Here is a 19,311-nt window from a genome sequence, read left to right on the forward strand (position 1 = left end):
GTCGCGGCCTGGACCAAAGAACGCAACGGCAAGACGGTCCGAATCAATTGGCACTTCTTCACATCGGACGCGCGGATCAAGCTCAAGACCCTTTTCCCGTCAATTGAGCCCGGTTAGATCACTAGTGCCCATACGCGACCATGGGATCGATCCGTGAAATGTGGCGTTCGATCCGGCAGGTGGTGAAGAGCATCAATCACCAGCTTGCGCCGTGGCGTAGCTGTCTCGGTCATTGATCATCCGCAAGATCGATCAATTCCAAGGACGAGTGGTCCCACCTGCTCTTGCAATCATGATCGGGACGGTCATGCCACGACGGATGCCCTCGAAATTGCGATAAGTCACGCACCACTCTGGTCTGTGTCCTTTCTCTTTTCCTCCAAGAAAGATAGTCTACCCTCCCCCCAATGAGATTTCTCACTTTGCTACTGCTCGGAGCCTGCATGGCTTCCGCTACTCCCCTGTTCGATGGCAGGACGCTTGATGGCTGGGAAGTTCGAGAGGGCGAGGAGCAGTGGTGGAAGGTCGCGGACGGTGCCATCGTCGGGGGATCTCTCGAAAAGCCGATTCCCCACAACACCTTCATCACGCTCCCCAAGCGCTACTCGAATTTTGAGCTGCGATTGAAGGTCAAAGTCGAAGGGGCGAAACCCAACGCTGGCATTCAGATCCGCAGCGAGCGGATTCCGAATCATCACGAAATGATCGGTTACCAGGCCGACATCGGTGTCGGCTACTGGGGCAAGCTCTACGATGAGTCCCGTAGAAAGAAAATCATTGGCGACCATGTCAGCGAGGCCGCGGCGAAGGCGGTGAAGGAAGGATGGAATGACTACCGTATCCGCTGCGAGGGTCCGCGCATCCGGTTGTGGCTGAATGGCATTCTCACGGTTGATTTCACTGAAAAAGACAAGGACATCCCGCTCACCGGCCTGATTGCGCTCCAAACCCACAGTGGGAAGCCCTTTCAGGTTCATTACAAGGACCTCGAGATCGAGGAACTTCCGTGAATGCTTTCGGTTGCGACCCGGGAAACGGGCTTTAAGCTCACCTCATGTCAGAAACCGACCTCAAATCCCTCGCCCCCGATCTCACAAGCGGAGCATTCCCCCGCAGTCCCCGCGAAACCTTGGGTGGCTACGTGGTTGCCGCCAGAACGCTCGACAAGTGCCGTGCCGTGCTGGCCGGAACCAACGGCGAATACCATTTCGATTGTCCGCTCGACAACTTCTTCCTCAACTTCGCTGGCATCACTGCCGAGGATTTCAAAAACTTCGTCGCCACCGGTGCTGACGACGAAGCGGTGGGCGCATGGATTGAAAAGAATGCAAAGTCACATGAGAAGCGCGAGATCATCCAGTGGAACAACGACATGCGTGGCAAACGGATTTGTGAAATGCCGATTGAACTCCAAGAGTTCCTCGAAGGCTACATCCCTGAGTTCATCCCTGCCAACAAGATCGTCTACTGCTGGTTCGACGTCTACGACATCGAAGAGGGTCGGATCTGAACGCTGACTTAGCGTCGCCGTAGTAATTGGTGTCGATCAAGGTTTTTTGCTTTTTCAACAGGATTGCCGCCCTCCTCCGGCAAAAGTGAAAATCATCGGCGCGTTGGCGACTGATTTCTCGATCCTTGCCGAGACCAAACTGTCCATTAGAAGCAATGCAATGAAGATGGGGATCAGAACGCCGTTATAGTGAGTTTTTCTCGTTTGCCGGGTTGATATCGAAATCGGGTCGATGTCAAAATCAAGCACGGGCCGAAATGCACTTGGTGAATGCTTTTCCCTTCAATTTTCCACCTCCCGCTCTGCAGCCCCCGAATGATCATCGACAAATCCCGGCCTTCCCTCAATTCTCCCCCCCGTTCTGACATGGCCCGCTTTTTTTCTCATTTCCGCCTCCTGCGGCTCTCTCAGCTCCCCGCGATCATGCTGGTCAGCAGTTGCATGATCGTCGGAACGAACTACACCGCGCCCGACTCCATCACTCCCGACTACTGGAACCAGAGCCTTGCCAGCGACCTCAACTCCAGCAACCCCAGCCTCCAGTCCTGGTGGACCCGCTTCAACGATCCGACCCTCAATCTGCTCATTTCCAAAGCTCGCGAATCCAACCGGGATCTTGCCATCGCCTACGAACGCATCACCGAAGCCCGCGCCGCCCGCGGCATCCCCCGCAGCCAGCTCTTCCCCAACATCGATTTCGACGGCTCCGTTTCCCGTAATCGCACCAGCGAAAACATCGGACTACCCGGCGGCGGCAAAACCAACGACTTCTGGACCACCGGCCTCGACGCCAGTTGGGAACTCGACTTCTTCGGCGGCGTCCGCCGCGCCGTCGAATCCGCCGACGCCACCGTCGAGGGCGTCGAAGAACTCTACCGAGACACCCTAGTCAGCATCTACGCCGAGGTCGCCTTCAACTACATTCAGATCCGCACCCTCGAAGAACGGATCCGCGTCGCGGAAAAGAACATCGCCAACCAGGAGGGTGCCGTCAGCCTCACTCAGGACCGCCTCGATGCCGGCCTATCCCCCGAGCTCGACGTCTCTCAGGCGACCACCAACCTCGCCACTACCCGCTCGATCATTCCCCTCCTGCGCAATCAACGGAACCTCTCCGTCAATCGACTTGCGACCCTGATCGGACGCTATCCGGCACCGACCCAATCTTTGCTTGGAAAATCCAAAGGCATCCCCGTGCCGAAAGGCAGCTTCGGCGTCGGTATCCCCGCTGACCTCGTCCGCGCCCGCCCCGACATCCGCGCCGCCGAGCGTGAGCTCGCCGCCCAGACCGCTAGGATCGGCGTCGCCGAAGCCGACCTCCTCCCCCGTTTTGTCCTCTCCGGAACCTTCGACCTCCAGGCACTCGACTCTAACAACCTCCTCGAGTCCAGCTCCCGAAACTACGGCTTCGGCCCCTCGTTCCGCTGGAACATCTTCAGCGCCGGACGGATCCAGAGCCAGATCGCGATTGAGGAGTCGCTCACCAAACAAGCCTTCTTCAATTACCAAAACACCGTCCTCAAGGGCGTCGAGGAAGTCGAAAACAGCCTCTCCACCGTTCGCAACGAACGGGATCGTCTCAACGAACTCAACACCGCCGTCACCGCCTCGCTGAAAACCGAAGAGCTCGTCACTGCCAACTACACCGAAGGTCTCATCGACTTCCAGAACGTTCTCGACGCCCAGCGTACGGTCTTTGGCAACGAAGACGAACAAGCCATCAGCCAGGGCCAGATCGCCGCTGGTTATGTCTCTCTCTTCAAAGCCCTCGGCGGCGGCACGGAAATGCAAGCACCCGCCGTCGAGCAAAACGGCAAGCCCTAATCAGAGTCTCGCCACGAGCCGCCCACGCCAAATCCTTCCATCCCACCCGGCCATTTCCATGAAGCTCCTTCTCCTTCTTGCCGTACTTGCCCTAGTCTCCTGCGGAAAAAAGCAGAGCGCACCCGCCCCTCAACCTCTGCCGGTCACGGTCGCCAAGCCCGTGTCACGCGAGGTCATTGTCTACAAGAACTTCCCCGCCACCCTCGTGGGTTCCGTGGAAATCGAAATCCGGGCTCGTGTCAGCGGCATCCTCGAAAAGGCTGACTTCAAGGGCGGCTACCTTGTCGAAAAGGGCCAGGAACTCTTCGTCATTCAGCCGGAACCCTACCAACTTGCCGTCAATGCCGCCGAAGCCGATCTGGAACGTGCGAGCGCAGGCGAGCAACTCGCCGAGAAGAAAAGAAATCGCATCGCCGCAGCTGCCAAAACCCGCGCCGTCTCTGAAATCGATCTCGAAATCGCCAACGCCGAGCTTGCCCAAGCCAAGGCCGCCGTTAGCCAGGCCGAGGCCAAGCTCTCCGACGCCAAAATTAGTCTCGGCTACACCAGCATTGCCGCTCCGGTCACAGGCCGGATGTCCCGCGTCCTCGTCGACCCCGGAAACCTCGTCGGCGGAGTCAACCCAACCCTCCTCGCGACCATCATCGACGATTCCGTCATGCGCGCTTATTTCGAGGTTCCTGAACGCGCAATGATCAAGTATCTCGACGAACGATCGAAGGAAGGCGGCGTCGAACGCTTCGCCGACAAAAAGATCCGCCTCGAACTCGCCGACGGCACCATCTACGACAAGCCCGGCACCATTGACTTCATCGACAACCGCATCGACCCTTCCACACGCACCGCCAAGGTCCGGGCGATTTTTCCGAATCCCGACGCGCATCTCTCCTCCGGCCTCTACGGCCTCGTCGGATTCCCCGCCGGTCCGAACCCGGACAACCAGGACCAGACCACCGCTCTGCTCATCCCATCGGTCGCCATCCTCCGCGACCTCGCCGGTGATTACGTCTGGATCGTCGATGACAGCAATACCGTCCGCCGCCGCAGCATCGTCGCCGGCGACTCCGTGGAAGCCCCCGTCTCTGATCCCAACCGGGTCCCCGAACGCCAGACCGTCATCCTCAAGGGACTCGATGGCAGTGAAAGGGTCATCGTCTCCGGCCTCCAGCGCGCCCGCGATGGAGCCGTCGTCGCCCCACAGCCGGCACCCTGACCTGTTCTTCCACTGATCACTGCTCACTGATCACTCGGCACTTTTAAAGATGTTCAGCCTCTTCTTCATCAAACGCCCGATCTTCGCGGCGGTCATCTCGATCGTCATTGTCGTCATCGGCATCGTCGGGCTGATCAAGCTGCCGGTCGCCCGCTACCCCGATCTCGCGCCGCCCACCATCCAGGTCTCCGCGGTTTATCCCGGAGCTGACGCAAAAACCGTTTCCGAAACCGTCGCCGCCACCATCGAGAAGGAAGTCAACGGCGTCGAAGGCATGATCTACATGTCCTCCGTCAACGGCAACGACGGCAGCATGAACCTGACGGTCACCTTTGAGCCGGGGACCGACCTCGATTCCGCCAACGTGCTCGTCCAGAACCGCGTCTCAAAGGCCGAGCCGCGCCTCCCGGAGGAAGTCAAACGCACCGGCGTCACGGTGAAGAAGAAGTCCACCGACACCGTGATGTTCATCGGCCTCACCTCGCCCGATGGCACCTACGACGACGCCTTCCTTTCCAACTACGCCAACCTCCGCCTGCGCGACGAACTCGCCCGCGTCCCCGGCGTCGGCGATGTCACCGTCTTCGGTGTCGGCGAGTTCAGCATGCGCATCTGGCTCGATCCCGACCTGCTGCTCGCCCGTGACCTTGCCGCCTCCGATGTGGTCGCCGCCATCCGTGAGCAGAACATTCAGGTCGCCGCCGGCCGGGTCGGCGCCGCGCCCGCGCCACCCGGCACTGCCTTCGAATACATCCTCAGCACCCAGGGCCGGCTCACCGATACCGAACAGTTCGGCAACGTCATCATCCGCACCGGCGAGGACGGCGGCAGCATCCGCCTGCGCGATGTCGCCCGCGTCGAACTCGGTGCCGACAGCTACTCGATTTCCTCCCAGCTCAACAGCAAGGCCTCTGCGACCCTCGCCATCTATCAGATCCCCGGCTCGAATCTGATCGACGTCGCCACCGGCGTCCGCGCCAAGCTTGACGAACTCGCGGCCGCCTTTCCCGCCGATGTCAGCTACAAGGTCGTCTACGACTCCACCGACGTCATCAACGCCTCGATCAAGGAAGTCGCCATCACCCTGATCGCCACGCTGATTCTGGTCGTCCTCACCGTTTATCTCTTCCTTCAGAATGCCCGCGCCACCCTGGTGCCGACCATCACCATCCCGGTCTCCTTGATCGGCACCTTCGCCGTGCTGCTGGCGATGGGCTTCTCGCTGAACATCCTGACCCTCTTCGGCCTCGTGCTGGTCATCGGCATCGTCGTTGATGATGCCATCATTGTCGTCGAGAATACCTTCGTCCACTTGGAGAAAGGACTGAGCGGGAAGGAAGCGGCCGCCGCCGCGATGAAGGAAGTCTCCGGGCCGGTCATTGCCACCACCCTTGTGCTGCTCGCGGTCTTCGTGCCGACCGCGATGATGTCCGGCATCACCGGCACCATGTTCAAGCAGTTCGCGGCGACCATCTCCATCGCCACCATCTTCAGCTCGATCAATGCCCTCACCCTCAGCCCGGCCCTCTGCGGCATCCTGCTGAAACCTAACAAGAAGGAACCGAGTGGCCTGTTCAAAGCCTTCAACAAGACCATCGACGTCTCTAACAAGGGCTACCGCGGCATCGTCCGCACCGCCATGCGCTTCTCCGCCATCGGCGTGCTGATCTTCATCGCCATGACCGGTGGCTCGATCACCGGACTTGGCAAGCTCCCGACCGGCTTCGTCCCCCAGGAGGACGAGGGCTACTGCATGATCGGCATCCAGCTTCCCGATGGAGCCACGCTCGATCGCACCAAAGCCGTTATGGCCAAGGTGGAAAAGGTCGTCGCCGCCACCGAAGGCACGGTCGACTGCCTCGCCATCACCGGTTACTCCATCATCGACGGCGGTGCGTCCGCCAACACCGGCTTCTGCGTGGTCACTTTCAAACCTTGGGAAGAACGCGGCAACAAGGAGCTCAAACAGGCTGCCCTACTTCAGAAAATCCAGCGTGGCCTCGGTTCGATCCAGGAGGGAGGCGCCTTCGCCTTCCCGGTTCCCTCACTCCCCGGTGTCGGCGTCTCCGGCGGCTTCACCTTCATGCTCCAGGACAAGGGCGGCGTCGGTCTCGACCAACTTCAGGCCGTTGCTGGAGAGATGATCGCCACCGCCAACGCCGACCCTTCCCTCGCCGGCGTCCGCACCACCTTCCGCGCCAGTGTGCCACAGATCTACGTCGACATCGACCGCGAGCAGGTCAAGCGCACCGGCACCTCGATGTCCGCCGTCTTCGATACCCTGCAGATCTACCTCGGCTCCGCCTACGTCAACGACTTCACCCTCTTCGGCCGCAGCTTCAAGGTCATCGCCCAGGCCGACGCGCCCTTCCGCGCGCAGCCCGACGACGTCAACAAACTCCAGGTCCGCGGAGCGGGAGGAAAGATGATCCCGCTCGGCGCGGTGGCCAGCCTCAAGAACGTGCTCGGCCCCCAGAACATCACCCGCTTCAACATGCAGCCCGCCGTCAAGATCCTCGGCAACCCCGCCCCGGGATCCAGCTCCGGCGCCGCGATGACGACCATGGAAGAACTCGCCGCCACCATTCTTCCGGCCTCCATGGGCTACTCCTGGGCCGACCTCTCCTTTCAGGAAAAACAGGCGGGAACCGGCCTCGCTGCCGTCTTCGGCTTTGCGATCCTCATGGTCTACCTAGTACTAGCGGCGCAGTACGAAAGCTGGACGCTTCCGATCTCCGTCTGCCTCTCGGTCCCCACCGCACTGCTCGGCGCGGTCATCGCAATCAACGCACGCGGCATGGAGAACAACGTCTACACCCAGATCGGCATCATTCTGCTCATCGCGATGTCGACCAAGACCGCCATCCTGCTCACCGAGTTCGCCAAGATGAAACGCGACGAGGGCATGAGCATCTTCGACTCCGCGGTCGAAGCCGTCCGCCTGCGCTTCCGCGCCGTGATGATGACCGCGCTCTCCTTCGTCCTCGGCGTCATCCCGCTCCTCATTGCAAGTGGTGCCGGTGCGGAATCCCGCAAGGTTCTCGGCACCGCCGTCTTCGGTGGCATGATCGCCGCCACCTTGGTTTCGCTCGCTGCCGTGCCGATGCTCTACTACGTCGTCCAGCGCCTCAGCGAAGGCCGCAAGAAGAAGGATGAAAGCTCTGCCGAAGCTTGAAGGAGATTGTCGACATCGGAATCCTCATCGTCACTTGCCTGATGATGTTCTCCGTCGGTCTTGAGATCGTCAAAGATCTCCTGGTCGGGCTCTTCGGACGCGAGCATCGGATCTTCCCACTGCTTCTAGCTCAGTTACTCCTGCCACCACTTGCAGGCTTGGCCGTCGCCAAGCTCTTTCACCTCCCGCCACACCTCGCCTGCGCCCTGCTCTTGGTCGCCGCATGCCCGATTGGTGACATTGCGAATGCCTACACCCTGATCTCGCGTGGCAACCCGGCGGCATCCCTTTTCCTCAATACCGTCACCTGTGCGGTCGCACCTCTGAGCATGGCAGCCTGTTTCATCGGCTACCGCTATTTCGGATACGAGGACGAAAGCTTCGCCATTCCCGGTTGGGTCTTCGTCGGCCGTCTGCTGGCGATACTCGTGATTCCAACTCTGATCGGGATCTTCATCAGGACAAGAATGCCCGATCTCGCGATTGGAATACGCAAACCTGTTCACCGACTCGTCACCCTCGGGATCCTACTCCTCCTCATCTACGTCATCTTCGCCCAGAGACAGCGGATTCTTGAAGAGGGACTCATCATCGCTGCCTCCAGCCTCGCTTTCATGCTCATCGTTCTACTGGCAGGAGTGGCGTTTCTCAAACAGCTCCCTGTTGATCCCCGGACCGCCAGAGCTTCCCTGCTTGCCTTGCCGGTGAGAAATATCGGAGTCGCCAGCCTGATCTCCATCACCATGCTCGGCCAGATCGACTACGCCGGGTTCGCAGCCGTCTACTTCCTCGCTGAAGTCCCCTTGCTCCTTTTGCTAGCCTGGCTACTACGCCGTCCCTTCTTCGGAAAGATCATCGCCTGCAGTTCCTCGCCGCGCTGAAGACATGCGGCGTCGGTCCGTTTCATCTCCTCGAAAAGATGCCCTGCCAAGGGCGGCAAGGTCCTGCCTTTCAATTTAACGATACCGAAAGACGTCTTCAGGCAGGATTCCACGCAGGGCAACGCGCAGAGCGATCCCTCGGCAATCTCCCTCTCCACCAAACAAAGCGGTGCCAGCATGATGACGTCCGAGCGACTGACAATCTCCTTCAGGATTTCGAGATCTTCGCAGTGAATCGCCAGCGAAGACGCCTTTTTAGCCCCCCCCGCCGCAAGAGGTCCCAGCACTCTGGGCGGCAAAGCAGCCGTAATCCCGAACGGCCAACGCTTGATCTCGGAGAACTTCGACTCTCTCATCTTGGCCAAAGGATGGGACGACCGCACCACCGGATAGACCCGATGTTCAGCCAGCGGCACGACTTCAAAAACCGACTCGTCCAGCTCGCTGCATTCGCACACCGCCAGCTCAATCTGCCTCTCCCGCAAACGCCGGACGGTCTCGGTCCAATTGTCGACAATCACTCGAAACTTGAGATCAGGCTGCCGTGAAAGCAGTCCTCCAAGCGACGACCCGAGGAACATTTTCGCCGGATAGGGTCCCGTCCCGATCTTCATCTCACCAACATTGCCTCGGGTCACCGCACCCGCCTCTTCCTCCAAATCATCCATTTGGACAATGAGCGCTCGGGCCCGCTTCAGAAGGAGTTGGCCACCCTCGGTCGGCTCAACCCCCTTCCTTCCGCGATCAAAAAGCCGCAGACCAAGCTGAGTTTCAAGACTTTGGATGCTCCGGCTCAAGGCTGGCTGGCTCAGGTTCAGGGAACGGGCCGCGCGAGCGAAGTTTCGGTGCTCCGCGAGAGCCACCGCATGAACCAGTTGACGGACTTCAACCATAATGCGCTCCGGTTATCGAAACCATGAAAACAATGCAATTTCCAAATCTTTACGGACCTGATACCAATGAGGTTCGATCCTCGAAAATCGACTCAGCAAAAAAATATGAACACCACCAGATACCTTGCCGTCATCGCGACTAGTTTCGCGTTTCTGGCGCCTGCCGTTGCGGCAGACAAACCGAACATCCTCGTCATTTGGGGCGACGATGTCGGACAATCCAACATTTCCGCCTACACCCGCGGACTTGTCGGTTACAAGACACCGAACATCGACCGCATTGCCGACGAAGGCATCCTCTTCACCGACTACTACGGCGAGCAGTCCTGCACCGCAGGCCGCTCGTCTTTCATCATGGGCCAAAGTGTCTTCCGCACAGGTCTTTCCAAGGTCGGTCTGCCCGGTGCCAAGGAAGGCATGATGGTCGAAGACCCGACCATCGCTGGACTCCTCAAGGACCAGGGTTACGCCACCGGACAGTTCGGCAAAAACCACCTCGGCGATCGTGATGAGCACCTTCCCACCAACCACGGATTCGATGAGTTCTATGGCAACCTCTATCACCTCAATGCCGAGGAAGAGCCGGAGAACGAAGACTACCCGAAGAATCCGGAATTTCGCAAGAAGTTCGGCCCTCGTGGAGTGATCAGCTCGACTGCCGACGGCAAGATCGAGGACACCGGCCCGCTCACCAAGAAGCGCATGGAGACGGTCGATGACGACACCTCCGACCGTGCCATCGACTTCATCAAACGCCAGACCGCTGCCGGCAAGCCATGGTTTGTCTGGTGGAGTGGCACTCGCATGCACTTCCGCACCCACGTGAAAGCCGAACTCCGCGGCATTTCCGGTCAGGACGAATACGCAGACGGCATGGTCGAGCACGACATGCACATCGGCAAGTTCCTCAAGGTCCTCGACGAGCTCGGCATCGCCGACAACACCATCGTCCACTACTCGACCGACAACGGTCCTCACAAGAACACCTGGCCCGACGCTGCCGTGAACCCTTTCCGTGGTGAGAAAAACACCAACTGGGAAGGCGGATGGCGTGTTCCTGCGGTGATGCGCTGGCCTGGTGTCATCAAGCCCGGTTCGGTTTCCAACGGCATCGTCCATCACATGGACTTCCTCCCAACCTTCCTCGCCGCGGCCGGCAAGACGGACATCAAGGAAGACCTCCTCGACGGCTACAAGTCCAGCGCCCTCGGCCGCGACTACAAGATCCACCTCGATGGCTATGACATGACCGAGCACCTCAAGGATCCGGACAATATCGAAAGTCCCCGCAAGGAAATCTTCTACTTCTCGGATGACGGCGACCTGACAGCCATGCGCTACAACGATTGGAAGCTGATCTTCATGGAACAGAAGACCGCTGGAACCTTCCGAGTCTGGATGGAGCCCTTCGACGCACTTCGCGTTCCCATGATCCTGAACCTTCGCCGCGATCCCTATGAGTTTGCGCCGGTCACTTCGAACACCTACTATGATTGGGTTCTCGACCGCGCCTACATGCTGGTCCCCGCACAGGCCTACGTGGGCAAGTTCCTCGAAACCTTCGCAGAGTATCCACCACGCCAGAAGGCCGCGAGCTTTTCGCTCGATGATGTGATGGAGAAAATGACCGAAGGTGCCGCCGGTTCCCGCTGATCTCCTGACCAGCCGAATCAAATACAATCCCTTGGCCGCATCCGGAACTTGTCCGGGTGCGGCTTTCTCTTTCATAGTGCGGACATGAAATTTCTTAGATCCCTGAAGTCGGCTTTGGTCACCGGCCTATTTATCGTCCTGCCTGCCTGGCTGGCGCTCCTTCTGTTTCTCAAGATCCTCGTCAAACTTGGCGTCATCGTGAAACCGATCGCCGGCCACATGCCCGAGGAGGTCAACCATCCGACGATCATCGCGCTGGTCGTCTTCATCCTCATTTGCCTGCTCGTCGGGGCCCTCTTTCACACCGCAATCGGAAAGATCATCGGCCACGCCATCCAGAACAACATTCTGAATCGGATTCCTGGCTACACCTCACTTCAGGCCATTGCTGCCCAAACGGCCGGATTGGAATCCGAAACTGACTTCCAACCCGCCCTCATCGAAGTCGAGGACGGCTGCCTCGCCCCCGCCTTTCTCATCGAGACCCACGAAGGCGGATTCTCAACCGTCTTCATGCCGTCCGTCCCCACTCCCATGGCCGGCGGCATCTTCATCATGCCAAGCGAACGCGTTCACGAAATTGACGTGCCGGTTCCCACCATGATGAAGTGCATCTCCAAGTGGGGCAGCGGCTCATCCGAGCTTGTCGCCGCCATGAAAGCCTCAGGTAAATCTTTCCCCAAATTCTCATGACACCACGCGAAGCCATCCTCCGCATTTCCGAATCCATGAACGCGGCCGTCATCGGCCAGGAACCCGTCGTCGAACGCATTCTCATTGCCCTCCTCGCCGACGGTCACCTGCTCATGGAAGGCCTCCCGGGCGTTGCCAAGACCCGCTCGATCAAGACGCTGTCGAAACTCATCGAAAGCGAGTTCAGCCGCGTGCAATTCACTCCCGACTTGCTGCCATCCGATGTCACCGGCTCAGAGATCTACCGTGAGCAGAACGGCACCTTCGAGTTCCAGCCCGGACCGATTTTCGGCAATCTGGTTCTCGCTGATGAAATCAACCGCGCCCCGGCGAAGGTTCAGGCGGCCTTGCTCGAGGCCATGGAAGAACGCCAGGTCACCGTTGCAGGAACCACCCACCCGCTCCCCAGGCTGTTCCTCGTTCTCGCCACCCAGAATCCCATCGAACAGGAAGGCACCTACCCGCTTCCCGAAGCTCAAATGGATCGTTTTCTCCTGCACGTCAACGTCCCCTACCCGCCCGCCGAAAACGAAGCCGCCATCCTGCGTCTCGTCCGCGGCGAGAAAACCGGCACCGCGAGTGAAGCGCCTCCCGCCATCGATCAGGAACTCATCTTCACCGCCCGCAGCGAAGTGAACCTCATCCACGTGGCCGAACCCGCCGAGAAATACATGGTCGATCTGGTCATCGCCACCCGCGAACCGCAACGTTACGGCGGCGATCTTGAAAAATGGATCCGCCTCGGGGCCAGCCCACGCGGCACCCTCGCGCTCGACGCCGCCGCCCGCGCCCACGCCTGGCTCCAAGGCCAGGACTTCGTCTCACCCGAAAACATCCGCGCCGTCGCCCCCGCCTGCCTCGCCCACCGCATTCATCCCACCTACGAAGCCGAAGCCGCCGGCATCGGCCGCTCGGAGATCATTGAGGCAGTCCTCGAGCAAGTCGTGGCGGTTTGATGAAGAAATTTCACAGAAGAAAACAAAGATAACGAAGGTTCTCCTGAACGAAAAACTCACACCCTTTCAAATCATCCACCTTCGTTTCCTTCCTTACCTTCTGTAAAAAATCAATCACAACCTTCCTCGAGGAGACCGAGAATTCCAGGCAACATTCGCGACCAAATCCAAGAAATTTCACAGAAGGAAACAAAGGTAACGAAGGCTCTTCTAAACAAAGAAATCCAGTCCTCATCAAATCCCCATCCTTCGTTTCCTTCCCTATCTTCTGTAAATATTCGCATCAACCTCATCGAAATGCATCCAGAGTTCCAGCGAGCCGACAAGCTAAGCAAGCTCGTCATTGGCGCGGCAATCGAGGTTCACCGTATCAAGGGACCTGGTCTCATCGAGTCCATTTACGAAAAGTGCCTCGCCAGAGAATTGGAACTCCAAGGCATACGATCTGAGCGTCAGATCGTCGTATCCATCGAATACAAAGGATTCACATTCGAGGAACCACTTCGACTCGATCTACTCATCGAAGGCTGCCTCCTTCTTGAACTGAAATCAGTGACCAAAGTTCTCCCCATCCACAAAGCCCAACTCTTGAGTTACATGAAGATCCTCAAAACCCCAATCGGGCTTCTCATCAATTTTCACGAGCTTCGCTTAGTCGACGGAGTACACCGCATGATCCTCCCCGGCAGCAACCAGTCATAATCAAGAACCTTCGTTTCCTTCGTTATCTTCTGTAAAAAACCCACGCAACCTCCAGCAACTTTTGTGAACCAACCGACCATCAGCGTAACCCTCGACCACCTCGTCCAGCTCAAGGCCGAGGCCCATGGATACTCGTTCAAGCAACGCCAACCGGTCGCATCCCTCCTCGCCGGCCGTCACGCCTCCCGCCTCCGCGGCCGAGGCCTCGCTTTCGAAGAACTCAGGAACTACCACCCGGGCGATGACATCCGCACCATCGATTGGAAAGCCACCGCCCGACTCCGCAAGCCCCAGGTCCGCGTTTACAGCGAAGAGCGCGAACGCCCCGTCCTCCTCGTCATCGACCAGAGATCTCCGATGTTTTTCGGCAGTCGACGCGCCATGAAATCGGTCGCCGCCGCCGAACTCGCGGCGCTTGCCGCCTGGCGTGCCTTGAACGGTGGCGACCGGGTCGGCGGCATCGTCTTCAATGAAGAGGGAATCACTTCTCTCCGCCCCCAACGCGGACCAGCCCAGGCCCTTCGCCTCTTCCACGAGATCGAACGCTACAACCAACGGCTCGCCGTGTCGCCCTTCCCAACTGGAAAGGTCACCCTTAATCAAGCCCTCGAAGCCGCCCTTCAACGCGCCACTCACGACCACCTCGTCATCCTCATCACCGACCTCGACGGCGCGGACGATCAGACCAGAAAGCTGACCACCCGCCTCAGCGTCCACAACGACCTGATCGTCTCCGCCGTCTACGATCCCTTGGGAATCCAACTCACCGGCTACCCTGACATGGAAGCCTCTGATCGGGGGAAAAACTGGCGAATTCCTCCGGACAAGGCCTTCGACACCGCTTTCCAGAAGGCGTTTCAAGAAGTCATCGATCACTGGAGAACCCTCTTCACCCATCTTCGGATTCCCCTTTTCCCCTTATCCACCGACACCCCCGTGATCGATCAGCTCCGCTATCTGATCGGACAGAACGCCAATCGTTGAACCCATGACCGACGATCCCGCCGCTCTCAGCAAACTCCACGACATCGTGACTCCGCCCGATGTTTCCTGGTGGCCGCTTGCACCCGGGTGGATGGTCTTGCTGACAGTCGCCGCTTTCGCCCTCTGCTACTACGCCTACCGTATTTTCCTGAATTGGAAAAAGAACGCCTATCGCAGGGAAGCCCTCGAACAGCTCAACGCAGCGGATACGGCAGTCGGCATTGCGGAGGTCCTGAAACGTACCGCTCTCGCCATCGCCCCTCGTGAAGAAGTGGCCAAGCTCGATGGCAGCAGCTGGATCGACTGGCTTGGAAAAGAAGCGGCCACCAAACCAACGCAAGCAGTTTGTGAAATACTAACCCGCTCGAATTACGAAGCTGAGCCGCCGAGCGAAGATCTCACCAGCCTGCGGGAATTCGCCGGAAGCTGGATCCGCAATCATCAGAACCCATGCTGAGCTTCCTCCATCCATGGCTACTGCTGCTCGCTCCACTACCGTGGATCGTCAAACGCCTGCTTCCACCCCGACCACGCTCATCGGCCACTCTCCGCGTCCCTTTTGGCAAGCGACTCGAGAAAGCCATCTCCGAAGTGCCACTGGCCACTCAGGCCAAGCGTGGATCGATCAACACGCGGATCCCCATCCTTGTCTGGTTCCTGCTTCTCGCCGCGCTTGCCCGCCCCCAATGGATCGAAGACCCCGTCGAAAAGCTCGTTCCCACACGTGACCTCCTGCTGCTCGTCGATCTCTCCGCCTCGATGCAGGCCGAAGACTTCACCGATGATTCAGGCAAGAAGGTCGACCGACTGACGGCGGTGAAGGACATCCTCGGCGACTTCCTTGAAAAACGCGAAGGCGACCGCGTCGGACTGGTGGTCTTCGGCGACTCCCCCTTCCTCCAGGCCCCCTTCTCGACCGACCTCTCCCTCTCACGCCAGCTCCTCGATGAAACCGCCGTCGGCATGGCCGGTCCCCGCACCGCCTTGGGCGATGCCATCGGACTTGGCATCAATCTCTTCGAATCATCCGACGCCCCTGCCAAGACCATCATCGCTCTAACAGACGGTAACGACACCAAAAGCCAGGTGCCACCCGTCGAAGCGGCACGTGTCGCCGTCGATCGGGACATTCGCATCCACACCGTCGCCATTGGCGATCCGACTTCGGTGGGTGAGGAAAAACTCGATCAGGAGACCCTCGATCAGGTCGCTGAAGAGACCGGCGGCCGTTCCTACTTCGCCGGCAATCGTGAGGAACTCGCCGGCATCTACGACGAGCTCGACAAGCTTGAAACCCGTGAAGTCAAGAAGCTCTCCCATCGACCGCGCCGCGATCTCTTCGCCCTGCCGGTGCTCGTTGCACTCATCCTTTCCATGCTGAGCAAAGTCCGTCTGCGCCGCGCCCCTGCAGCCGCCCCCGACAACACCCCCGTGCTCCACGTCAACCCCGTCACCGGCGAACTCGAAGTCAGCTCCTGATGATCGAATTCTTCCAGTCCTTTCACCTGCTGCGCCCCGCCGCCCTCGCGCTCGCGGTGCCCGCGCTCGTCGTCTGGTGGCTATGGCGAAAGCATGCCGATCCCCTGCGCGGGTGGCGTTCGCAGGTCGATTCCGATCTACTCGATGCCCTGAGCGATCAAGCCGACTCAAAGCCGCGCGCCTTCTGGCCGCTGTTGATCGCCTGGTTGATCGCCACACTCGCCATCGCCGGCCCTTCCTGGAAACCGGAGCCCAGTCCCTTCGCGGAAGACATCAGCCCCTTGATCATCCTTCTCAAGGCGGACGCCAGCATGGACACTCCCGATCCCGAGCCATCGCGACTCGAAAGGGCTCACCTCAAAATCAAGGACCTTGCCACCGCAAGACAGGGACAAGCCCTCGGATTGATCGCCTATGCGGGAAGCGCCCACCTCGTGCTTCCTCCCACCAAGGATACCAGCGCCGTCGCCACCATGGCCGCCGAGATTTCGCCCGAAATCATGCCCGTCCAAGGTCAACGTCTCGACCTCGCGCTTGATCGCGCCTCCGAGCTATTGAAAGAGAATGGCGGAACGCTTCTCATCATCACCGATACCGCCAGCAGCGACACTCCGGAAATCAACAAGGCCTTCGCGGCCGCCGGTTCACCCGCTACCCAGATCCTCGCCATCGCCCCCGTCGGCAGCTCGATCTCGCAACTCAATCCGCTCGCCAAATCCCTCGACGCCGATCTCATCGCCATGACCGATGGCGATCAGGACATCGAACGCATAATCAAAGGTGCCGCACGGCCGCCGGTCGCCCGCACCGGGGATGGCGCCACCCGCTGGCAGGATGGCGGCTACTACCTCGTCCCCTTTCTAGTCATCCTCTCGCTCCTCCCGTTTCGCCGTGAATCCCAAACCAAGGAAGCCGTATGAAAACCTTCCTCGCCATCGCCACCCTCACCTGGTCCGGGCTCTGGTTCACACCCGACCAGCAGGGTCAGCGCTTGTTTGACAAAAAGGAATACATCGCCGCGGCCGACACATTCAGCGACACCATGTGGAAAGGCGTCGCCCTCTACCGCGCCGGTGAATTCAAAAAAGCTCAAGCCGTCTTTTCTCGTCTCGACTCCGCCGAAGCCCACTACAACCGCGGCAACTGCCTCGTCTTCCTCGGCCAGTACCAGGACGCGGTTGCCAGCTACGACCGCGCTCTGAGCCGCCGCCCCGACTGGCAGGCAGCCACCGAGAACCGCAATCTCGCGGCCATTCGAGCCGAGCGCATGAAATCGGAAGGCGGCGACATGGGCGATCAGCAGATCGGAGCCGACAAGATCGTCTTCGATAAGAAAAAGGAAGGCGGCCAGGACACCGAAACCAACGACGACAAACCGGCCGATAACAACTCGACCCAAGCTCTCTGGCTGCGCCGAATCCAGACCGAGCCCGCCGACTTCCTGAGAAACAAATTCGCCTATCAAGCACAATTCGGAGAGGAGGCGAAATGAGGTGAGCTGGATTTCTGGACCACCAACCTCCAGAATCCATGTCCATGAAGCAAAAGTCACGTCGGCGATACACCGCCGAATTCAAATCGCAAGCCGTCGAGTTGCTCCAAGCGGGAAGGCCAGTGCCCGAGCTTGCCGAGGAACTGGGCATCAGCGCCAACCTGCTCTACAACTGGAGGCTGTCCTCGCAGCGCCCGCAGGTCGGGAGCGAAGGACCGCGAGCCGTAGGCGAGCGGGACGCAGCGGACGAGCTGCGGGCGCTGCGTCGCGAACTCACCCGCCTGCGCCAGGAGAATGACATTTTAAAAAAGGCCGCGGTCATCCTCGGAACCAAACCCCAGCCGAACTCCGAACCATGATTGAGGACATCCATGCCGCCACCCGCCACAGCGTGCGTCGCATATGCGAGGTTCTGGGCGTGCCCCGCAGCAGTTACTACCACGCCTCCGAGCCGACCGACAGCCAGCTCGCCGACCGTGCGCTTGGTGATGAAATCGAAGCCGTTTTCAAGCGTCACCGCCGCCGCTATGGATACCGCAGGATCTGCGACGAACTCGCCGACAAAGGCATCACCTGTGCCCCGGCCAGATGTCGCCGGATCATGGCCGAGCGCGGCCTCAAAGCCATCCAGCCCAAAACCTACGTGCCCAGAACCAGCGACGGCCGGGCCGACAAACCGTCTCCCAACCTGCTGGAAGGAAAGGAGCTGCCGGATCGCCCTGATCGCGTCTGGGTCGGCGACATCACCTTCGTGCCCACCGCCGCGGGATGGCTCTACCTCGCGGTGGTCATCGATCTATGCACCCGCCGCGTGGTCGGCTGGTCACTTGCCCGGCACATGCGAGCCACGCTTGTCAGCGACGCGCTGAGGCAGGCTCTGCACATCCGGCGCCCCGCCGCCGGCCTGGTCTTCCACAGCGACCGTGGCAGCCAGTATGGCAGCGGCGAATACCGCTCGCTGCTCGCCAGGGCAGGAGCGCTGCAGAGCATGTCCGCGCGAGCCAACCCCTACCACAACGCTTGGAGCGAGTCGTTCATGGGAACGCTCAAAAGCGAAATGCTTCAAGGCGGCTGTTTCATAGACGAACACGACGCCCGCACCGAGATCTTCGATTTCATCGAAGGCTACTACAACATCCACCGCAAACACTCTTCCCTCGGCTACCGCACCCCGGCCCAGTTCGAGGCCTCATTCAACACGCTAAACTAACCAAATATCGGTCCAAAAATCAGTTGCATCTCACGCGGCCTCCTTTGACCCAGCATGAAAGGAGAACTCGTAGCTGTTCTTGCCCACCGGAATGATCAGGGGAATCCCAATTCCAAGCATCGGAATCGCACCCCGAACGGCCAAACCCGAATCGTAGCTCCACAACTCCCCACCATCCCGTAAGTCTTGCCGGTCTGGCGCGCCCCACTTCGACCGAATTTCCTCACGCGAAGGATTTGCTCCCCCCTCTTGAGCCACGATCCGACGCGATGCCTTGCTCTTGGTCTTGGTCACTCCGAAGCTCGAATGCTCCTTCTTTTCGCCCTTCACGATCCCGACCCCCACGCAGGAATTGAGACTCATCAAGGCGATCAGAGTAAATCCAGCGAGCTTCATAAGACGGAACCTCTTCGGTCCCAAGGAAGTTCATACCCGATCATCCCCCACTTCCCTAGCTGGAAATCCTCCAAGCTGGCACACCGCGGGCGCTGGAGGGGGAGAATTCCAGCGCCCGTGATCTCTGTGTCAGAGAAGGATGCCTTTCGACACCCCTGAGCCGCTAGAATGCCCCGAAAATCCCCCCCGGAGTATTACGCCATCACGGAGATCCTGATATTACTGGAATCTCAAGTAAATGGTCCCTTTG

General features: G+C 59.5%; 19 protein-coding genes. 17 read left to right on the forward strand and 2 right to left on the reverse strand.

The window, feature by feature from the left end; genetic code table 11:
* The first annotated feature begins 407 nt into the window (after positions 1–407).
* From WBG04_RS12405 to WBG04_RS12430, 6 genes are all read left to right on the forward strand, one after another.
* Positions 408–1,010, forward strand: coding sequence for a 3-keto-disaccharide hydrolase (locus tag WBG04_RS12405; RefSeq protein WP_424314749.1), 603 nt, complete (start codon positions 408–410; stop codon positions 1,008–1,010).
* Positions 1,011–1,054: 44 nt separating this feature from the next.
* Positions 1,055–1,510 carry a DUF5069 domain-containing protein gene (locus WBG04_RS12410; RefSeq protein WP_424314750.1) on the forward strand — a complete coding sequence of 152 codons (456 nt, stop codon included), beginning with the start codon at positions 1,055–1,057 and terminating at the stop codon, positions 1,508–1,510.
* Between the two features lie 366 nt (positions 1,511–1,876).
* Positions 1,877–3,334: an efflux transporter outer membrane subunit gene (locus WBG04_RS12415; protein ID WP_424314751.1), complete on the forward strand. Its 1,458-nt coding sequence runs from the start codon at positions 1,877–1,879 to the stop codon at positions 3,332–3,334.
* A gap of 58 nt (positions 3,335–3,392) precedes the next feature.
* The gene (locus WBG04_RS12420; protein ID WP_424314752.1) at positions 3,393–4,547 is read left to right on the forward strand and encodes an efflux RND transporter periplasmic adaptor subunit; all 1,155 of its coding nucleotides are present in this window, start codon (positions 3,393–3,395) and stop codon (positions 4,545–4,547) included.
* Positions 4,548–4,596: 49 nt separating this feature from the next.
* Positions 4,597–7,722 (forward strand): efflux RND transporter permease subunit, encoded by a 3,126-nt coding sequence (locus tag WBG04_RS12425; protein ID WP_424314753.1) that lies wholly within the window; start codon positions 4,597–4,599, stop codon positions 7,720–7,722.
* Positions 7,719–8,603: a hypothetical protein gene (locus WBG04_RS12430; RefSeq protein WP_424314754.1), complete on the forward strand. Its 885-nt coding sequence runs from the start codon at positions 7,719–7,721 to the stop codon at positions 8,601–8,603. The genes WBG04_RS12425 and WBG04_RS12430 overlap by 4 nt, the downstream gene beginning before the upstream one ends.
* Here WBG04_RS12430 and WBG04_RS12435 read toward each other — a convergent pair.
* Complete coding sequence (locus tag WBG04_RS12435) at positions 8,504–9,496, reverse strand: LysR family transcriptional regulator (protein WP_424314755.1); 993 nt, start codon at positions 9,494–9,496, stop codon at positions 8,504–8,506. The genes WBG04_RS12430 and WBG04_RS12435 overlap by 100 nt on opposite strands.
* 105 nt (positions 9,497–9,601) lie before the next feature.
* Between WBG04_RS12435 and WBG04_RS12440 the strand changes: the two genes are divergently transcribed.
* From WBG04_RS12440 to WBG04_RS12490, 11 genes are all read left to right on the forward strand, one after another.
* Positions 9,602–11,149 (forward strand): arylsulfatase, encoded by a 1,548-nt coding sequence (locus tag WBG04_RS12440; RefSeq protein ID WP_424314756.1) that lies wholly within the window; start codon positions 9,602–9,604, stop codon positions 11,147–11,149.
* Between the two features lie 84 nt (positions 11,150–11,233).
* Complete coding sequence (locus tag WBG04_RS12445) at positions 11,234–11,842, forward strand: DUF502 domain-containing protein (RefSeq protein ID WP_424314757.1); 609 nt, start codon at positions 11,234–11,236, stop codon at positions 11,840–11,842.
* Positions 11,839–12,798 (forward strand): AAA family ATPase, encoded by a 960-nt coding sequence (locus tag WBG04_RS12450; protein ID WP_424314758.1) that lies wholly within the window; start codon positions 11,839–11,841, stop codon positions 12,796–12,798. The genes WBG04_RS12445 and WBG04_RS12450 overlap by 4 nt, the downstream gene beginning before the upstream one ends.
* 297 nt (positions 12,799–13,095) lie before the next feature.
* The gene (locus WBG04_RS12455; protein WP_424314759.1) at positions 13,096–13,500 is read left to right on the forward strand and encodes a GxxExxY protein; all 405 of its coding nucleotides are present in this window, start codon (positions 13,096–13,098) and stop codon (positions 13,498–13,500) included.
* Positions 13,501–13,563: 63 nt separating this feature from the next.
* Positions 13,564–14,484 (forward strand): DUF58 domain-containing protein, encoded by a 921-nt coding sequence (locus WBG04_RS12460; protein ID WP_424314760.1) that lies wholly within the window; start codon positions 13,564–13,566, stop codon positions 14,482–14,484.
* Between the two features lie 4 nt (positions 14,485–14,488).
* On the forward strand, positions 14,489–14,941 hold the full coding sequence (locus tag WBG04_RS12465; protein WP_424314761.1) for a DUF4381 domain-containing protein: 453 nt from the start codon (positions 14,489–14,491) through the stop codon (positions 14,939–14,941).
* Positions 14,935–15,963: a VWA domain-containing protein gene (locus WBG04_RS12470; protein ID WP_424314762.1), complete on the forward strand. Its 1,029-nt coding sequence runs from the start codon at positions 14,935–14,937 to the stop codon at positions 15,961–15,963. Before WBG04_RS12465 ends, WBG04_RS12470 begins: the two co-directional genes overlap by 7 nt.
* Positions 15,963–16,883, forward strand: coding sequence for a vWA domain-containing protein (locus WBG04_RS12475; protein ID WP_424314763.1), 921 nt, complete (start codon positions 15,963–15,965; stop codon positions 16,881–16,883). The genes WBG04_RS12470 and WBG04_RS12475 overlap by 1 nt, the downstream gene beginning before the upstream one ends.
* On the forward strand, positions 16,880–17,455 hold the full coding sequence (locus WBG04_RS12480) for a tetratricopeptide repeat protein (protein WP_424314764.1): 576 nt from the start codon (positions 16,880–16,882) through the stop codon (positions 17,453–17,455). The genes WBG04_RS12475 and WBG04_RS12480 overlap by 4 nt, the downstream gene beginning before the upstream one ends.
* Before the next feature lie 38 nt (positions 17,456–17,493).
* On the forward strand, positions 17,494–17,814 hold the full coding sequence (locus WBG04_RS12485; RefSeq protein ID WP_424314765.1) for a transposase: 321 nt from the start codon (positions 17,494–17,496) through the stop codon (positions 17,812–17,814).
* Positions 17,811–18,665, forward strand: a complete 855-nt coding sequence (locus WBG04_RS12490) for an IS3 family transposase (protein ID WP_424314766.1) — start codon at positions 17,811–17,813, stop codon at positions 18,663–18,665. The genes WBG04_RS12485 and WBG04_RS12490 overlap by 4 nt, the downstream gene beginning before the upstream one ends.
* Before the next feature lie 30 nt (positions 18,666–18,695).
* Here WBG04_RS12490 and WBG04_RS12495 read toward each other — a convergent pair whose 3' ends face one another.
* A complete protein-coding gene (locus WBG04_RS12495; protein WP_424314767.1) occupies positions 18,696–19,061 on the reverse strand; it encodes a hypothetical protein in 366 nt (121 codons plus the stop codon).
* Positions 19,062–19,311: the final 250 nt, after the last annotated feature.

The sequence above is a fragment of the Haloferula sp. genome (assembly GCF_049672945.1).
In the GTDB taxonomy this organism is placed as follows: Bacteria; Verrucomicrobiota; Verrucomicrobiia; order Verrucomicrobiales; family Akkermansiaceae; genus Haloferula.

Coding starts and splice junctions, on each gene's coding strand:
- WBG04_RS12435 (WP_424314755.1), bottom strand. CDS start 9,496: ATGGTTGAAGTCCGTCAACTGGTTCATGCGGTGGCTCTCGCGGAGCAC.
- WBG04_RS12470 (WP_424314762.1), top strand. CDS start 14,935: ATGCTGAGCTTCCTCCATCCATGGCTACTGCTGCTCGCTCCACTACCG.
- WBG04_RS12420 (WP_424314752.1), top strand. CDS start 3,393: ATGAAGCTCCTTCTCCTTCTTGCCGTACTTGCCCTAGTCTCCTGCGGA.
- WBG04_RS12490 (WP_424314766.1), top strand. CDS start 17,811: ATGATTGAGGACATCCATGCCGCCACCCGCCACAGCGTGCGTCGCATA.
- WBG04_RS12445 (WP_424314757.1), top strand. CDS start 11,234: ATGAAATTTCTTAGATCCCTGAAGTCGGCTTTGGTCACCGGCCTATTT.
- WBG04_RS12415 (WP_424314751.1), top strand. CDS start 1,877: ATGGCCCGCTTTTTTTCTCATTTCCGCCTCCTGCGGCTCTCTCAGCTC.
- WBG04_RS12440 (WP_424314756.1), top strand. CDS start 9,602: ATGAACACCACCAGATACCTTGCCGTCATCGCGACTAGTTTCGCGTTT.
- WBG04_RS12485 (WP_424314765.1), top strand. CDS start 17,494: ATGTCCATGAAGCAAAAGTCACGTCGGCGATACACCGCCGAATTCAAA.
- WBG04_RS12495 (WP_424314767.1), bottom strand. CDS start 19,061: ATGAAGCTCGCTGGATTTACTCTGATCGCCTTGATGAGTCTCAATTCC.
- WBG04_RS12455 (WP_424314759.1), top strand. CDS start 13,096: ATGCATCCAGAGTTCCAGCGAGCCGACAAGCTAAGCAAGCTCGTCATT.
- WBG04_RS12480 (WP_424314764.1), top strand. CDS start 16,880: ATGAAAACCTTCCTCGCCATCGCCACCCTCACCTGGTCCGGGCTCTGG.
- WBG04_RS12410 (WP_424314750.1), top strand. CDS start 1,055: ATGTCAGAAACCGACCTCAAATCCCTCGCCCCCGATCTCACAAGCGGA.
- WBG04_RS12465 (WP_424314761.1), top strand. CDS start 14,489: ATGACCGACGATCCCGCCGCTCTCAGCAAACTCCACGACATCGTGACT.
- WBG04_RS12425 (WP_424314753.1), top strand. CDS start 4,597: ATGTTCAGCCTCTTCTTCATCAAACGCCCGATCTTCGCGGCGGTCATC.
- WBG04_RS12475 (WP_424314763.1), top strand. CDS start 15,963: ATGATCGAATTCTTCCAGTCCTTTCACCTGCTGCGCCCCGCCGCCCTC.
- WBG04_RS12450 (WP_424314758.1), top strand. CDS start 11,839: ATGACACCACGCGAAGCCATCCTCCGCATTTCCGAATCCATGAACGCG.
- WBG04_RS12405 (WP_424314749.1), top strand. CDS start 408: ATGAGATTTCTCACTTTGCTACTGCTCGGAGCCTGCATGGCTTCCGCT.